At 33.9% G+C, this 15,049-nt stretch carries 17 protein-coding genes; 11 read left to right on the plus strand and 6 right to left on the minus strand.

Going from position 1 to position 15,049, the window contains the following annotated elements:
• Positions 1-840 precede the first annotated feature (840 nt).
• The 3 genes from AC106K_RS13290 to AC106K_RS13300 all read left to right on the plus strand — a co-directional run bounded on the left by AC106K_RS13290 (position 841) and on the right by AC106K_RS13300 (position 5,691).
• Positions 841-3,345: a PIG-L family deacetylase gene (locus tag AC106K_RS13290; RefSeq protein ID WP_482445992.1), complete on the plus strand. Its 2,505-nt coding sequence runs from the start codon at positions 841-843 to the stop codon at positions 3,343-3,345.
• A 100-nt stretch (positions 3,346-3,445) separates the two neighbouring features.
• Complete coding sequence (locus AC106K_RS13295; RefSeq protein WP_482445994.1) at positions 3,446-5,137, plus strand: sodium:solute symporter family protein; 1,692 nt, start codon at positions 3,446-3,448, stop codon at positions 5,135-5,137.
• Between the two features lie 35 nt (positions 5,138-5,172).
• Complete coding sequence (locus tag AC106K_RS13300; RefSeq protein ID WP_482445996.1) at positions 5,173-5,691, plus strand: DUF2911 domain-containing protein; 519 nt, start codon at positions 5,173-5,175, stop codon at positions 5,689-5,691.
• Positions 5,692-5,850: 159 nt separating this feature from the next.
• On the opposite strand, the gene AC106K_RS13305 is transcribed toward AC106K_RS13300, so the two are convergent.
• From AC106K_RS13305 to AC106K_RS13320, 4 genes are all read right to left on the minus strand, one after another.
• On the minus strand, positions 5,851-5,991 hold the full coding sequence (locus AC106K_RS13305) for a hypothetical protein (RefSeq protein ID WP_482445997.1): 141 nt from the start codon (positions 5,989-5,991) through the stop codon (positions 5,851-5,853).
• Positions 5,992-6,013: 22 nt separating this feature from the next.
• Complete coding sequence (locus AC106K_RS13310; protein ID WP_482445999.1) at positions 6,014-6,640, minus strand: response regulator; 627 nt, start codon at positions 6,638-6,640, stop codon at positions 6,014-6,016.
• 4 nt (positions 6,641-6,644) lie between these two features.
• Positions 6,645-8,018, minus strand: coding sequence for a sensor histidine kinase (locus tag AC106K_RS13315; RefSeq protein WP_482446001.1), 1,374 nt, complete (start codon positions 8,016-8,018; stop codon positions 6,645-6,647).
• Positions 8,019-8,095: 77 nt separating this feature from the next.
• On the minus strand, positions 8,096-8,632 hold the full coding sequence (locus AC106K_RS13320; RefSeq protein ID WP_482446003.1) for a hypothetical protein: 537 nt from the start codon (positions 8,630-8,632) through the stop codon (positions 8,096-8,098).
• Between the two features lie 133 nt (positions 8,633-8,765).
• Here AC106K_RS13320 and AC106K_RS13325 point away from each other — a divergent pair, with 133 nt between their 5' ends.
• Positions 8,766-9,797 carry a LamG-like jellyroll fold domain-containing protein gene (locus AC106K_RS13325; RefSeq protein ID WP_482446005.1) on the plus strand — a complete coding sequence of 344 codons (1,032 nt, stop codon included), beginning with the start codon at positions 8,766-8,768 and terminating at the stop codon, positions 9,795-9,797.
• A 167-nt stretch (positions 9,798-9,964) separates the two neighbouring features.
• Here AC106K_RS13325 and AC106K_RS13330 read toward each other — a convergent pair whose 3' ends face one another.
• Together AC106K_RS13330 and AC106K_RS13335 are read right to left on the minus strand one after the other, a co-directional pair.
• Positions 9,965-10,489 carry a hypothetical protein gene (locus tag AC106K_RS13330; protein WP_482446007.1) on the minus strand — a complete coding sequence of 175 codons (525 nt, stop codon included), beginning with the start codon at positions 10,487-10,489 and terminating at the stop codon, positions 9,965-9,967.
• A gap of 24 nt (positions 10,490-10,513) precedes the next feature.
• Positions 10,514-10,882 (minus strand): hypothetical protein, encoded by a 369-nt coding sequence (locus tag AC106K_RS13335; protein ID WP_482446009.1) that lies wholly within the window; start codon positions 10,880-10,882, stop codon positions 10,514-10,516.
• A gap of 583 nt (positions 10,883-11,465) precedes the next feature.
• Here AC106K_RS13335 and AC106K_RS13340 point away from each other — a divergent pair.
• The 7 genes from AC106K_RS13340 to AC106K_RS13370 all read left to right on the plus strand — a co-directional run bounded on the left by AC106K_RS13340 (position 11,466) and on the right by AC106K_RS13370 (position 15,045).
• A complete protein-coding gene (locus AC106K_RS13340; RefSeq protein WP_482446011.1) occupies positions 11,466-11,738 on the plus strand; it encodes a hypothetical protein in 273 nt (90 codons plus the stop codon).
• 192 nt (positions 11,739-11,930) lie between these two features.
• Positions 11,931-12,257 (plus strand): hypothetical protein, encoded by a 327-nt coding sequence (locus AC106K_RS13345; RefSeq protein WP_482446013.1) that lies wholly within the window; start codon positions 11,931-11,933, stop codon positions 12,255-12,257.
• A 117-nt stretch (positions 12,258-12,374) separates the two neighbouring features.
• The gene (locus tag AC106K_RS13350; protein ID WP_482446015.1) at positions 12,375-12,842 is read left to right on the plus strand and encodes a hypothetical protein; all 468 of its coding nucleotides are present in this window, start codon (positions 12,375-12,377) and stop codon (positions 12,840-12,842) included.
• A gap of 250 nt (positions 12,843-13,092) precedes the next feature.
• Positions 13,093-13,410, plus strand: a complete 318-nt coding sequence (locus AC106K_RS13355; protein WP_482446017.1) for a hypothetical protein — start codon at positions 13,093-13,095, stop codon at positions 13,408-13,410.
• A gap of 396 nt (positions 13,411-13,806) precedes the next feature.
• Positions 13,807-14,376 carry a hypothetical protein gene (locus AC106K_RS13360; protein ID WP_482446019.1) on the plus strand — a complete coding sequence of 190 codons (570 nt, stop codon included), beginning with the start codon at positions 13,807-13,809 and terminating at the stop codon, positions 14,374-14,376.
• Positions 14,377-14,425: 49 nt separating this feature from the next.
• On the plus strand, positions 14,426-14,674 hold the full coding sequence (locus AC106K_RS13365; protein WP_482446021.1) for a hypothetical protein: 249 nt from the start codon (positions 14,426-14,428) through the stop codon (positions 14,672-14,674).
• Between the two features lie 119 nt (positions 14,675-14,793).
• Complete coding sequence (locus AC106K_RS13370; RefSeq protein ID WP_482446023.1) at positions 14,794-15,045, plus strand: hypothetical protein; 252 nt, start codon at positions 14,794-14,796, stop codon at positions 15,043-15,045.
• Positions 15,046-15,049: the final 4 nt, after the last annotated feature.

Raw genomic sequence — 15,049 nt, forward strand, 5'->3', positions numbered from 1 at the left:
CAAATACATAATTTTAAATGAACTTCTGTTTTTAAGATATTTAGCAATAAAAATAAATGCCAAGCCCCTTTGTATTTTTCCATCAAGCCCTTGCTGAGTGAAACGCCTTTGCGCCCTAAAAGAATAAACATTAAAATGACCTTTGCGTCCTAGCGTTTAACAAATAAATATCAAATTTAAAAATCAAAATTCTAGCAGATTTAGCAGATGACGCAGTTTTTTTGGAATACGCAAAGCCGCTATTTTTTTACTTGCTTTATGGGGTATAAGGCGCAAGGATTTTATCTCCGATAAAATTTTATACGGCAAATACATAATTTTAAATGAACTTCTGTTTTTAAGATATTTAGCAATAAAAATAAATGCCAAGCCCCTTTGTATTTTTCCATCAAGCCCTTGCTGAGTGAAACGCCTTTGCGCCCTAAAAGAATAAGCATTAAAATGACCTTTGCGCCTTAGCGTTTAACCAATAAATATCAAATTTAAAAATCAAAATTCTAGCGGATTTATCAGATGACGCAGTTTTTTTGGAATACGCAAAGACGCTATTTTTTTACTTGCTTTACGGGGTATAAGGCGCAAGGATTTTATCTCCGATAAAATTTTATATTGCTAATACATAATCATAATTAAGTTCACTTAAGATGAAAATCTTTGATTTTTAACAAAACTTTAGTGTACTTTTTATACACAAAGTATATAACTAAAATAACTTAAATGTTTAAGGATTTTGTGATTTAATAAAAAAATAAATAGTTTTTCTGTGAAATTCACAGTATCATTCTTTTAGTGTTGAAAGAAAGATGATTTACTTATATTTGCTCTGCAAAGTAAAATTAAATGTTCAAAAAAGTAAGCACTGTATTGATCCTTGGATTGTATACGGTTTTTTGTTCGGCCCAACAGGTCCGGCCCTCAAAATCATCTGAAATTTACCGCGAAATAAAAACGCTTAAACATCTCCCTAAAGTTTTATACCTTGCGGCTCACCCCGATGATGAAAATACAGGATTACTCTCCTGGCTAATCAACGATCAAAATGTAGAAACGGGTTATCTGTCTCTAACCAGAGGCGATGGCGGCCAGAATTTATTAGGCACAGAGCAAGGTGCTGCATTGGGTTTAATCAGAACGCATGAGCTTTTAGAGGCCAGAAAACTAGATGGTGCTCAACAGTTTTTTACCCGTGCAATTGATTTTGGATTCTCAAAAAATACGACCGATACCTTTAAACAATGGGATGCGGACAGCATTACAGCAGATGTAGTCTGGGTAATCCGTCAATTCCGTCCGGATGTTATCATTTGTCGTTTTCCTCCTACTGCTGCGGCAGGGCACGGGCAGCATGCAGCTTCGGCTGTGGTTGCTGAAAAAGCTTTTAAGCTCGCAGGCGATAAAAATGCTTTCCCGGATCAGCTGAAATATGTCAATGTATGGCAGCCAAAACGCGTTTTATGGAATACTTTCCGCTTTGGAGCAGTCAATACAACGGCTGAAAACCAACTGAAAGTTACCGTTGGACAATATGATGCACAACTGGGAATGGGCTATGGTGAATTGGCAGGATTAAGCAGAAGTTTACATAAAAGTCAGGGTGCAGGAACACAGTCTGTAGCCGGAATCAGAACTGAATATTTCTCCCACGTTATTGGTGAACCTGCAAAAACAACACTTTTTGATGGAGTAACCAAAACCTGGACTTCACAAGGAAACGCTGATATTGACCAATCCTTAGATAAAATTATTTCCACTTTCAATTTCAATAATCCTGATCTTAGCTTACCCGCTTTGCTTGCTTTAAGAAAAAAAGTGATGGCATTAAAAGATGGAGATCTGAAGAAGGATAAAATTAAATCTCTTGACAATATCATTTTAAGCTGTGCCGGATTTATGGGTGAGGTGGTTACCAATCAGGCTGAGGCCGTTGCCGGGGATCATTACAATTTCAGATTGAATCTGATTTCAAGAGCCGAAAATCCTGTCGTTTTAGAAGATGTAAAATGGTTAAATCAATCAGAAAGTTTCAACAGAAAACTATCAAAAGATTCTTTAATTACCATTCAGCATGATATTCAGATTCCTGCAGATGCAGCACTCACAGAACCTTACTGGTTGGCAAAACCAGCTAAGAACGCAGCCACTTTCTCGGTTCCGAATGATACTTTAATCGGTTTGCCTGAGGCAGAATCACCACTGAATGTTTTACTTGGTTTAAAAATAGGTTCGGAGAAATTTCAGGTTAAACTTCCTTTGTCTTTCAAGAAATTAGATCCGGTGCGTGGTGATGTCGTTGAAGCCTTGCGCATTGTTCCTGCATTGGAACTGAAATTTACACAACAGCTTTATGTAGCTAAAGAAAATGAAGATTTACATTTGAGTTTAAATGTTAAGGTTAATTCTAACAAAAAATTCAGTAAAGGCCTTCTCAACCTCATGTATAACGGAGAACGACTAGGTGGCACTGAATTAAATACTCTCAATGGGAAAGACTTTACCGTCGATTACGTGATTACAAAAACTAAGCTTGCTGCAATTAATTCATCTCGTTTACAATTGGATGCCAATTTTGTTGCAGATGGAGTCACTTATAATAAAAAACAAGTATTAATCCAGTATCCGCATTTGCCTTCCTTACAATATTTTACAACCGCAAATGCCATTGTAATGAAAGGCGATATTCAGGCGAAGATTAAAAAAGTGGGTTACATAGAAGGTGCTGGCGATTTTATTCCTGATTTCCTACGCATTTCAGGGATTCAGGTAGATGTGTTGAAAGACGAAGATTTTTATGGTAACATAGATGAATCTACTGGAAATACGAATCAAAACAAACTGTCACAATATGATGCCATCGTTCTTGGTGTTCGTGCTAACAATACAGAGAAAAAGCTGGGTCGCTGGATGCCTTTCCTGTGGTCTTATGTAAAAACCGGAGGTAATCTGGTGATGCAGTATAACACCAATCAGGATACAACCGTTGACCAATTGGGAATGTACAACTTCAGTATTGCGAATAAACGTGTGACAGAAGAAAATGCTGAGGTTAAGTTTTTAAATCCCAATCATAAACTACTGAACTTCCCTAACAAAATTACTTCGGAAGATTTTAAAGGCTGGGTACAGGAGCGTGGTGCGTATTTCCCTGCTCAATGGGATGCTGCATATGAACCGCTTTTTGAAATGCATGATACGGACGAAGAGCCGCTGAAGGGATCAACTTTATATGCCCAATATGGAAAAGGTAATTTCATTTATACACCGTTGGCATTTTTCAGACAGCTGCCTGCGGGAAATGTGGGTGCTGCACGTTTATTTTTTAACTTTTTATCTGCACAGAAAAACTGATGAACAAACAACTTAAAAATTGGAATATCTGGTATATACTATTAGCCGTTGCATTGGTATTGCAGATCGCATTTTATTATTGGTTTACTAAATTCTGGGCATGAGTACTATAGATTGGACAGTTCTTATTTTTACACTTGTTGCAGTGGTGGTTTACGGCGTATTCATCGGGCGTGGCCAGAAAAGCAACGAATCTTATCTGAAAGCAGATAACAAAATGCCATGGTATATTGTGTTGATAGGGATTATGGCTACTCAGGCAAGTGCTATTACCTTCCTTTCAGCGCCGGGACAGGCTTATACGGACGGGATGCGTTTCGTTCAGTATTATTTTGGTTTGCCTTTGGCGATGATTGTGATCTGTATCACTTTTATCCCGATTTTTCAGCGCTTAAATGTTTATACGGCTTATGAATATCTGGAAAACCGTTTTGACAAGAAAACAAGGGTACTCACGTCACTGCTTTTTCTTTTTTCCAGAGGTTTATCAACGGGAATCAGTATTTACGCTCCGAGTATCATCTTATCAAGCGTTCTAAACTGGAATATTTATTTAACCAATGTTTTAACAGGCGGTATTCTGTTGATTTATACCTATGTTGGTGGAGCAAAAGCGATTGCTCACACCCAAAAGCTTCAGTTTCTCATTATTCTGGGAACCATGGCTTTTGCAGGGTATTTGCTTATTCAGAATATGCCGAATGGAATTGGTTTTAGTGATGCACTGTACCTGGCTGGGAAATCCGGAAAGCTCAATGTGATCACCACAGAATTCGATTGGAAAGACAAATACAATATCTGGAGCGGCTTAATCGGAGGTTTTTTCCTGGCACTTTCTTACTTTGGTACAGACCAGAGCCAGGTTGGGAGATATATTACAGCAAAAGACAATACCAATGCAAAAATGGGCTTACTGTTGAACGGATTGGTTAAAATTCCGATGCAATTTGCGATTCTCCTGATTGGTGCCTTACTTTTTGCCTTCTTTTCTCTAAAACCGGCTCCGATTTATTTCAACGAACGCTCTTATCAGTATTTAAAGGATACACAACCTGAACAGGCTGCCGTTTTTGAAAAAGAACATCAGGATTTGCAATTAAAATTTAATGCAGAATCGAAAGAAATTTTAAAGCAGAAAGAAGCTCGATCTCCGCAACTGCAAAAAACGATTCAGGATTTTAAAAATACACAAACAGAAGTAAAAGCACTTCACGGAAGGGTAGAGGAGGCCATCAATAAATCCAACTTTAATGCGGAAAAAACAGATACGAATTACATTTTCCTGTATTTCGTGAAAAATACCTTACCTGTTGGGATGATCGGGTTACTGTTTGCGGTTATTTTCCTGGCCAGCTGGGGTTCCATTTCGGCAGCGCTGAATTCCCTTGCCGCCTGCTCATTAAAAGATGTTCATCTGATATTCAGAAAAGAAATGCCCGATGATGCCACAGAATTGAAGTACAGCCGCCTGCATACTTTAGCCTGGGGGATCTTCTCAATTGGTGTAGCGATGTTTGCGACTCAGATGGGTTCGCTTATTGAAGCAGTGAATGTATTAGGTTCTCTTTTCTATGGTCCGATATTGGGGATTTTCCTGGTCGCATTTTACTATAAAAAAATTACTGGTCCGAATGTGTTTATTGCCGCAATTTTATCAGAAATTACAGTGATTGCCGTTTATCAGTTCGATATTGTTTCCTTTCTTTGGCTTAATGTAATCGGGGCTGCAGCGGTGATTCTATTTTCGGCAATTGGTTTATTGTTTTATAAGCCGAAAGCTGTAAATTCGTAAACGAACAATAATAAAAACAAACAAATAAAAATAGTATGAAAACAATCATTAAATCTGCAGCTGTGCTTGTTGCGACAATGACAATCTCTATGAATGCCTTTGCACAGGACACTAAAAAACCTGCCAGTCCTCCGGCTACTGCTACGGGAAAAATTAAAGATGCCACCATTACAATAAACTATAGTAGTCCTTCTGTAAAAGGCCGTACCATCTGGGGCGGTTTAGAAGCTTACAATAAAGTGTGGCGTGCAGGAGCTAATGAAGCAACGACTTTCGAAACGACTAAAGACATTACCGTTCAGGGTAAAAAACTGCCTGCAGGTAAATACAGCTTTTTCTTGATCCCTAAAGAATCCGGAACCTGGACTGCGATTTTCAACAAAGAGCCAAAACAATGGGGAGCTTATAAATATGAGGAATCAAAAGATGCTTTACGTGTGGATGTAAAAACAAAGGCTTTACCGGCAACACAGGAAGCTTTAGTGTATAAAATAAACAGCAATGGATTTACAATGGATTGGGATAAAATCTCAGTTCCTGTAGAGATCAAATAAATTGAAATAGAACAAAATTAAAATCCCGGCTTGACCGGGATTTTTTGTATGAAATTTTGAGATGGAAATTTTATTTCTTCATTTCTTTTTCAATTTTTTCTATCATTTTCTCTGCATTACCATTGCTTCCACCAAGGCAGATTGCTTTTTTATAATGATCTATTGATACCTGATATTTTTTTTATTGAAATAAGCTTCGCCAAGACTGTCATAAACATTGGCAGATTGGGGAAACACAGAAACATTAAGACTGAAAATTTTAATAGCTGAAATAAGATTTCCGCTTTTTATATTTTTCATTTCTAATAATTATTTTTTACATCTACAAGGATTTTTTATAATTCTGTATGGCCCAGATCAGTAATGCATTTTTTTCTTTGGGAATACCCAGTTTTTCTATAATTCTGGTACGGTGTCCTTCCACTGTTTTTTCGGATAGGAAAAGAAGTTCTGCAATTTGCTTACTGGTTTTTTGAGCCGCTATTAATTCTATTATTTTTCTTTCAGAAAGGGTTAATAGGTTGAGTTTGCCGAGGTCATCGGTGTGTTCTATCGTGTAATTCTGGAGTAAAGCTCCGGAATAATATTTCTTTCCTAACGTAATTTCTTTCATACATTTTTCTAAATCAGGACAGGCCTTTTCTTTTAAAATATACCCATCTACGTTAAACTCTTTGGCTTTGTTCAGAACGCCAATTTCATTGTGCATGGTAAGGATGATCACTTTGGTACACCATTTATTTTCCATTACTTTTTTGGCCACTTCCAAGCCGTCCAGACCCGGCATATTTAAATCTAAAACAGCGACATCCGGCAAATAAATCTGAATGTAATTAAGTGCTGCAGTCCCATTAGAACAGGCACTCACGACGTTATACCCCAAATTGGTAAGATAAGAAACCGTTCCATTCAGAGTTAAAGGATGATCGTCTGCAACCAGAATTTTCATTGTATTATTTTTTTATTTGTACCACTATTTTTGTACCTTTATCAGTGGACGTGATATGAGCCTGCCCACCAATTGCTTTGCTTCTTTCTATCATATTATGTAAACCGAAAGCATCCTTTTTTTCCAGAGTTTCCTTTACATTAAAGCCTTTTCCATTATCCATAATTTCTAAAACAACGGTGTCTTTATTTTCCGTTAAAATAACTTTTGCCGCGATAGCATCTGCGTATTTTATAATATTAGAAACCGCTTCCTGCACAATTCTATAGATTTGTAATTCTTTTTCAGTCGTGAGACCATTCTGATAATTGATTTCGGAGGAGATCATAAAAAGATGAGTATTCTGGATACGTTCTATGAATTGCTCCAAACTGGCTTCAAGTCCTATTTTTTCAAAAAGAACGGGATGTAGATTTCTGCTGATGGCTCTGATGTCGTTAATGATGCTATCCACTTTTTCGTTGAGTTGAAGTTGGTTTACCTCAAACGAATGTTTAAGTGACAATAGTTCATGGCTCACACTGTCATGTAGGTCAGATGCAATTCTTTTGCGCTCTTCCTCGGTTTTATCCAGAAGGTTTTTGGTAAACTGCAATGATTGTTCTTTTTCTAAAGACAATTTCTTTTGTTTTTGCTTTAGATAATAAATAATAATGGCTAATAACAATGCGATAAAAACGAGTATTAAAGTCATAATAACAGCATTTTTATTGAGAATAGTTTCCTGTTGCAGTTTAATTTCCTGCTCTTTTTCTTTCGTTTCATATTTTGCGGCGAGTTCTAAATTGATCAGTTTACTTTTTGCGCTCGATAAGCTGTCTTTTGTACGGTAAACCTCATTATTATAAAAAACAACCTTGTCCAGATCTCTGCTTTGAATGGCTTTTTCTAATAAAACATTGTAAAACAGGTTGGCTCTTTCGTAGTTTTGATGTTCAAGCAAATTGGGCAGTGAATTTTCTATATATTGCGTGTTACAGGTTTTTACATCTCTGGCGATTTGATATAAAGCTAAGGTCGCCTGATAATCCTTTTGCCAATTTTGAGAAGTATTTTTTTCTGCTACAGGCTTTATTCTGCCTAAAACTATTTGGGCATCGTTTAATTGATGTTCTTCAGTTAAAGCTTCTACTTCGTAATCGGAAATACAAAGCAGAAGGACATCATTATCATATCGGCTGGCTATGTATTCTTTGTAAGTTTCGTGGATGTATTTATTTTTCAGCTGATGCTTATTAAAGAAACCATACACAGAACATTTGTTATATCTACCCATAAAATAATCATAGGTATTCCCGGTTTCTTTAGAGATCTTTATCACTTCATCCGCACTTGCGACGGCTTTCTCAAAAGAACCATTGGCTTTGTAGATATTCACATAATTGGATTCTACAGAAGCGATACTTTCCTGATCTCTGATTCTTATGGAGTAGTTTCTTGATTTTTCATTCGCTTCTATGCTGTTTTTAAATCTCCTAAAACAAAATAAGTATAGGATAAATCATAATAAGCGCGGGCTATTTTGTAACAACTCTTATAATCATCAGGCTCTAAAGCGGTAATTTTTAAAAAGTAATCCTTAGCCTTGTTCAGATGGTCTCTGTCAAATTCTAAATTGCCGAAATAACTATCAATATAAATTGTTTTGATGGGTGGTAATTCACTTCTGTACCTTTCATCAAATTCTTTTACAACTTTGGTAAGGTGAGGATCAAAATCATAAAAATAAACATATTTTGTAGTCACCAAATCCAGGATTTTGGAGGCTTCCGAATAATCATTTTTCGCCATTTTACTTTGATAGAAGTCCAAGAAAACTTTCAGGTAGCGTTCTTTATCTGCATTATAGTTTTCATTTTTTCTTAACCAGACTTTTGTAGGCTCTTCTTTTGGCGGACTTACTTTTTCAAAATAAAAATTCTCCTTTTTCTCCCTACATGATAATATGAAAAAAGTAATGAATAAGAATATGATTTTCTTAATCGTAGGCATACCTGTATTTTTTTACAAATGTATCAATTTCTAATATTGAAAATTATGTAATCTTCAATTCAAGGGTTTACCCTTGTATGAATCTCCGGAAGAATGATACAATTTTGTGAAGTAATTAATAAAAATTATTATTATGAAAAGAAAAATACTTTCAGTGCCTTTCAAACTGAATTTTAAAAAAAATTGGGTGGTCTGTTTTCTTCTGATTTTCCAAATCGGATTTTCTCAGCAAGGCGCGGCGCTAGATTTTGATGGGGTAAATGATTATGTAAACTGTGGAAACATTTTGCCTGTGTCGTACACCAAAGAAGCGTGGATCTATGTGAAAAGTTTAAGCAGCCAGAATAATATTATCTCTGGTGGTGATTCTGATGGGCTGCATGCTTTCTGGGTGCCCAATAGTTCCGGTAAACTTACTGCGGGACATAACGGGGAATGGTTTGCTTTAGAAGACAGTGTTCCATTGTCTGTTAATACCTGGTATCACGTTGCCGTAACGTATGATGCAGCTACTACCACCATGAAATTGTACAAAGATGGACAATTGAGAGCGACCAATACTGATGTTGATCCGGTAGATGGCGAAAAAATGGTTAGATTAGGTGCTTTTAATAATGGAGCAAACAGTTTTACAGGAACGATGGATGAAGTAAGAATCTGGAACAGAGCTTTGTCTCCCACTGAAATAGCAAACAGGATGAACTGTGAGTTGCCAGGTCCCATATCAGGATTGGTTGCGTATTATAAATTTAATCAGGGCATTGCTAATGCGAATAATGCTTCCGTAACAACCTTGCAGGACAGCAGCGGAAATAATTACAATGGAACTCTTGCTGGTTTTGCTTTAAACGGAAATGCTTCTAACTGGGTGGGCAATAGTATTATAAATACCGGAACTACTTGTACTACTTATTTAAATGTATCCTCAGTAGAAAAAACGAATTTTAAATTCTTTCCGAACCCTGTTGCAAACAAGTTGTTTCTGACCTCCAAACAGCCCATTTTAGAGGTTGAGGTGATTAACTTTCTAGGGCAAACCGTTATAAAACAAAAAATAAACAGCGCTGAAGCAGAAATTAATCTGTCTTCTCTCACTCCGGCCTCTTATTGGATCAGAGTAAAAACTGAACAAGGTCTTGAGACCATAAAAATCATTAAAAAATAATAAATTCAAAACCAGAATAGGCTAGTCAGGTATTTTAAGCTAAGATTATGATAATCTGTATTTTGATATTTCGGGAATCGAAAATTGATTAATAAGTATCTTTAAAAAATGGCGTCCACTAAAGCTGTGAACGCCATTTGGTTTTTTATATTTTGAATAAATAGCTGTTAGAATATAGTAATAATCTGCTGGGCAGGTGTAAGTAAAAGATTAGTAGACGCAGTTCTACCTGATGGAGTAGGCCCCGAATTGAATGTAGGAGTACCAGGCTGTACACAACCTCTTCCTAAATCTATGGATTCACCATTTGCAAATTCTATTATAATACTCTGCCAGTTAATAATAGATGTTATAGCAGGTGGTATGACTGTTCCCATCCCGGGACTTACGTTATATATAGCATCAGGAATACCTATATAATGGGACATAATATCCCATTGATTTATGGGTGGAGTTTTTGTTCCACTTTTCTCCATAAGATCATAAGTAACAGTGGTACCTGGTAACAGGGGCCCTGCTGTCTCTCCATAAGCAATCGGATGGCAGTCCTGTGGCCATGTTGTTGGATCTGTGACTCTAATTTTCATTTTAGTAACCGTAACAGGACTAAAATTATAAATTACCAATGGATATTGCTGAGCTTTAATGATTACAGCTAAAAGAACTAAAACTAATGGAAGAATTTTTCTCATATTGTAGGTGATGTATTATGGTTTTTATTGATTTGAAATTGTAATAAAGGCTTGTGAAATAATTGCATCATCATCTAAACCATTAATTTTATCCGTAGTCATTCCTGTTGACCGTAAAACCATTTTCGCAGGTTCTAATAAAATTTTCTTTCTTGAAGGACTAAATCCCTGGCTTCCTGAATTGTTTTTAATTTCTTCTTTAATAAGTGTTGGGTTGTTTGCATCGGCTAATGCTTTTTTGAAGTCCTCAATTGCCTGGCTCTTAGACATAATTGATTTGTTAATACTTTCTTCTGACTGATTTTTCATCAGGTTGTTTTCTTCAGAACCTTCTAATGAACACGAGATCATTGATAGGGAAGATAAGAAAGATAAAAAAAATGCTTTTTTCATATTTTAATAAATTAATTTGATAGTGCTTAAAAATAGTAAAAAAAATAATACACTATGTGTTGAATAGTATATTTTTAACTTTTTTTGAATATTTAGTGTAATTATTTAACTTTAGTAAGAATGATTTTTAAAAATTATATTGCCTGTAAATCAGCATTTCTTCCTGGGCATATGTTGAAAAATGTAGGCTCTGTAGCCAAGACGAGCATATCTTCAAACTCTGTTATAGATGATTTTGTTCGTTTGAATTAAAAGCATACAAAATGGTAAAGAATGTATAATTAACTTTATTATATTTACAAAAAATGCGAAAAATTGAAAATATTTTCTTTTATTCTAACTGTTTTGGCTGAATTTTTATTGGTTGGTGTACTAAAACTACTGGATCGTTTTGATTTGATCCTATTGATATTCGCCTGTTGCATTATATCCGGATTTATAATCAGGAAAAAATACAAGGAAAGGCCAACAATACGAGATATGGGATGGGGTTTATTATTGGGTTCGTTAACTTCTATGATCCTGACAATATCTTTTGTAACATGGCTGTCATATAATTTTCCGCAATAATATTTAAAAAAAGATGTCAGAAAAACTATCCTTAATCAATCATTTAAAAGAAGCTGAAAAAATTCTGTCCGAATATTCAGGTGGGTATTCGGGTCAATATACTTCTGCTGAAGAATTTCATAAAGACTTTAAAGACCGCATTTTTGAATTAGAAAATGGCAACGAAGCCGTTCTGGAAGATTTATGGATATGGTTTGCCCCAACTTGTCAATGGGATTCATTCGTAGGAGATGCACTATTGGGAGAAAGAATTTTTCAACAGATTACTACTGCCTTAAAAAAATAATTAACCTCTTCTCATATACGCTGATATGATCAATATGATGTTTTTTAATGTAGGCTGAAGAGGTAAAGGCTAAATTAACCCCCAAGATAGATTAAAAAAGGAAAAAATAACAGGACAAATAACACGGGAAGATAGTTGGCTCAATGAAGTCTCAGGATAATTACAGTCGCTGATATAACGAAAAATAATCCCATGAAACACCCTATTAACTTATATTTTTTCATTATTCAATTTTTAAAAGAACGACTTGCTATGAAAAATAGTATTAAAATAGGTGGAATTTCAGAAGTTCTATCTTATACTTTTACTCAATATCAATTTTGGAGACATGATAATAAGCCTATTGAGTTATGGAGCAATAAAGTGATTGGGGAGAGGATAAATTATGTACATCAAAATCCGGTAGAAACGGGTTTAGTTTTCCGTGCAGAAGATTACAGATACAGCAGCGCAATAGATTATTGTGATGAAAAAGGAGTTTTAGATCATATTGTTGTTTTTAGAATGTTTAATTTATAATATTGACCACACGAAAGGATTCGTGCGGCAGCGGGGGAGTTTAAGGGGTAAACTCAAAGATGTTTTATAAGAATAAAGTATATTGGGCTTAACAATTTTAACAATAAAAATAATAATATGGCAATAGGTATAATACAAATAGATTTATATAATCCTAGATCAGGATCTTATTATGATGAAATAAAAGAATTAGTTAATAAATATTTGTCGGGAGATCATTCTTTAGAAACAGTTAATGCATTGATCGTAGAGCTTATAGACGATGAACTTATGTTTTTTGCAGAAGAAGAGTTTCCTTATGCAGAATTATCTAGATGTAAATATAATGTCATTTCTCAAGATACTTTTATTAAATTGCAACAAAATAAAATGTTGCCTCCTAGGTTAGAATATTCTTCAGCTATGTATGGGAATTTTAAATATGAAAATAATGAGTTTATACATTCAGAAGGAGAAAAGAATTATTTATATTTAAATATGTCATGTATGGTTTTTTTTCAAAATAACATAGTTACATTTTTTATTCTTTATGAATATGGAGATAAATTTGTTTCCTATTCTTTGAGTTATGATGATTTAAAATAACAAATCTTGATACAAAAGTTATCTGATACAGACAATATAACTTGGTAAATAAAGTATTAATATCAAAGACTCCGTATATATTTGCGGAGTCTTTTTAATTACAAGTCTCACAGTTCTGAAGGATCATATTTCATAAGTTTTGCTGTTGTAGGTTGGCAGGATGTTTTGAGAGTAGAATTGAGTGCAGGAAGAATTTATGGACATCCGATACCTGAAGCAGAATATTTAAAATTGACTAAATAAATTTATAATGAAATCATTTGACATAAAAGAAATCATTGGAAATAAAGGTAAAATAGTATTTGATGACCTAAGTACAATAGATATATCACTAGACATTGAAAATAATATTGATAATTTAAAGGAAGATTTGCTGCAAGTTGAATTGGTAAATGGCAATTTATTAGATGTTGGATGGAATCCTTCATTTGATATTGAAGGATATTTTAACGTTTGTGTAATAAAAGATTATGACTGGATGGAACCATTCTATCTAAAAAAATGTAATCAATGGAATGACTTAAATGAATTAATAAAAGAAGCAATAAAATTTAATTTGGAAAAGTAGTTAGAAAAAATAGGCTTTTAAACGAGTGGATTGAAAAATTTCAAGTAACACTTTAAAACAATACTATAGAAGAAATTAATACCCTTTCTACCGCACGAATCCTTTCGTGCAGTTTTTATTTTCAATCATTTTATCAAAAAGATTCTAAAGATATTGAAGAAAGAACTCAAAAATATATTATAGCAAACGAAAAAAACAAAACAATGAATTGTAAATGCAGAGAGAGAAAAAGAATTAGACCAGGGTGATTTACTAAATTTGGCAAGAAGACGGTCGCAAAATGGAGGGGTTGGATTTTGTAATAGAAAGAGATGAGTCTTTAACTGGAAATGATAGAACTCAGAATCAACATATAGAAGATTGGACCTAATAAAACTACTAAAAAATAATAAAAATATGTCATATTTCTTTTTTGAAAATAAAACAAAATGTGAAATCTGCAATAAGCCAATAGAAAAAAGAGAACTGGCACTTTTTACCCCTTACATCAATGGCGATGAATTTCCTCATTTAGAAAAATATAATAAAGCTTTTTTTCATAGAGAATGTTTTGATAATTGGGAACTACGTGATGAGTTAGCATATGCAGCTTTCAAATTAGCAAAAACTATAGAAATCCAAGATGGATTAAATGACATAGTTTTTTCTGATTTAAATTTTTTAATAATATATAAAGAAAATCAATCAGAGTATTGGATAAATGAATTTTACTCTATGTTTGAACTTCGGATAAATTATGAACAAGCCATTAGTGTTCAGTTTTTGTTGAATGAAGTATTGCAAAATAAAGAAACTCAATTAATATTTGATGATTGGAAATTTGCAGGAGAAAAAGATACTCTATTTCTTCAGCACTCACCAAATAATAGAATTATACAAAAATTATTTATTCCAAAGAATCGCATAAAAGATTTTATTATAGTGATGGATAAGATTATAAACTATCATCAATCAAAAAATATTTAATGAAGCAACTGTTTCTATATTCTAATATTTTAAAATAATTAATAATAAAATGAATAAAGAAAAAGAAATAATCAAAATAATTGATTTCATTTATGTTCATGATGAAACCGGATTCAAAGAATTGCACAGAAGGGTAATATATGATCAAGCAGGAGAAACAGGAGAAACCTATTACAATAAACAATGGCATGAATTTCCTCAAATAAACAGCTATTACCCGGACCCAAGTCCTGGTGAGTTTATAGATGAGGTGAAGGCAGAAGAGATCATGAAAATAATAGATAAAGAAGAAAATTAGATTTTAATAAAACCATTTGAATACATAATGTGAATATTAAAAATGAAAGCAAAAAAAATAATGTATGCTCTATCGGCAGTTACTCAGTTTACATACAAGTTTAATAAAGAAAATTTAATATGTCTTTTGGTAAAACATTTTTTACTGGTGAGTCTGAAAATATTAATAATTTTATTCATGGTAAATCAAAATGGGATATTTTTATTAATGATATTTATTTTGATACCATTGAATTTGAGAATGAAAATCTGCCATTAACTAAAAGTGACATGGAAACAAAAAATAGATCTTTTTCTTATAATGGCTTTTTTGATAAAGAACAATTAGATTTTAAAGGTCAAAATATAATATTGAAATTAAAAGAAATTTAAATGG

Source organism: Chryseobacterium sp. FR048, from assembly GCF_056844665.1.

Excerpts from the sequence above, each read along its gene's own strand:
- AC106K_RS13290 (WP_482445992.1), top strand. The coding sequence starts at position 841 with ATGTTCAAAAAAGTAAGCACTGTATTGATCCTTGGATTGTATACGGTT.
- AC106K_RS13295 (WP_482445994.1), top strand. The coding sequence starts at position 3,446 with ATGAGTACTATAGATTGGACAGTTCTTATTTTTACACTTGTTGCAGTG.
- AC106K_RS13300 (WP_482445996.1), top strand. The coding sequence starts at position 5,173 with ATGAAAACAATCATTAAATCTGCAGCTGTGCTTGTTGCGACAATGACA.
- AC106K_RS13305 (WP_482445997.1), bottom strand. The coding sequence starts at position 5,991 with ATGAAAAATATAAAAAGCGGAAATCTTATTTCAGCTATTAAAATTTTC.
- AC106K_RS13310 (WP_482445999.1), bottom strand. The coding sequence starts at position 6,640 with ATGAAAATTCTGGTTGCAGACGATCATCCTTTAACTCTGAATGGAACG.
- AC106K_RS13320 (WP_482446003.1), bottom strand. The coding sequence starts at position 8,632 with ATGCCTACGATTAAGAAAATCATATTCTTATTCATTACTTTTTTCATA.
- AC106K_RS13325 (WP_482446005.1), top strand. The coding sequence starts at position 8,766 with ATGAAAAGAAAAATACTTTCAGTGCCTTTCAAACTGAATTTTAAAAAA.
- AC106K_RS13330 (WP_482446007.1), bottom strand. The coding sequence starts at position 10,489 with ATGAGAAAAATTCTTCCATTAGTTTTAGTTCTTTTAGCTGTAATCATT.
- AC106K_RS13335 (WP_482446009.1), bottom strand. The coding sequence starts at position 10,882 with ATGAAAAAAGCATTTTTTTTATCTTTCTTATCTTCCCTATCAATGATC.
- AC106K_RS13340 (WP_482446011.1), top strand. The coding sequence starts at position 11,466 with ATGTCAGAAAAACTATCCTTAATCAATCATTTAAAAGAAGCTGAAAAA.
- AC106K_RS13345 (WP_482446013.1), top strand. The coding sequence starts at position 11,931 with ATGAAACACCCTATTAACTTATATTTTTTCATTATTCAATTTTTAAAA.
- AC106K_RS13350 (WP_482446015.1), top strand. The coding sequence starts at position 12,375 with ATGGCAATAGGTATAATACAAATAGATTTATATAATCCTAGATCAGGA.
- AC106K_RS13355 (WP_482446017.1), top strand. The coding sequence starts at position 13,093 with ATGAAATCATTTGACATAAAAGAAATCATTGGAAATAAAGGTAAAATA.
- AC106K_RS13360 (WP_482446019.1), top strand. The coding sequence starts at position 13,807 with ATGTCATATTTCTTTTTTGAAAATAAAACAAAATGTGAAATCTGCAAT.
- AC106K_RS13365 (WP_482446021.1), top strand. The coding sequence starts at position 14,426 with ATGAATAAAGAAAAAGAAATAATCAAAATAATTGATTTCATTTATGTT.
- AC106K_RS13370 (WP_482446023.1), top strand. The coding sequence starts at position 14,794 with ATGTCTTTTGGTAAAACATTTTTTACTGGTGAGTCTGAAAATATTAAT.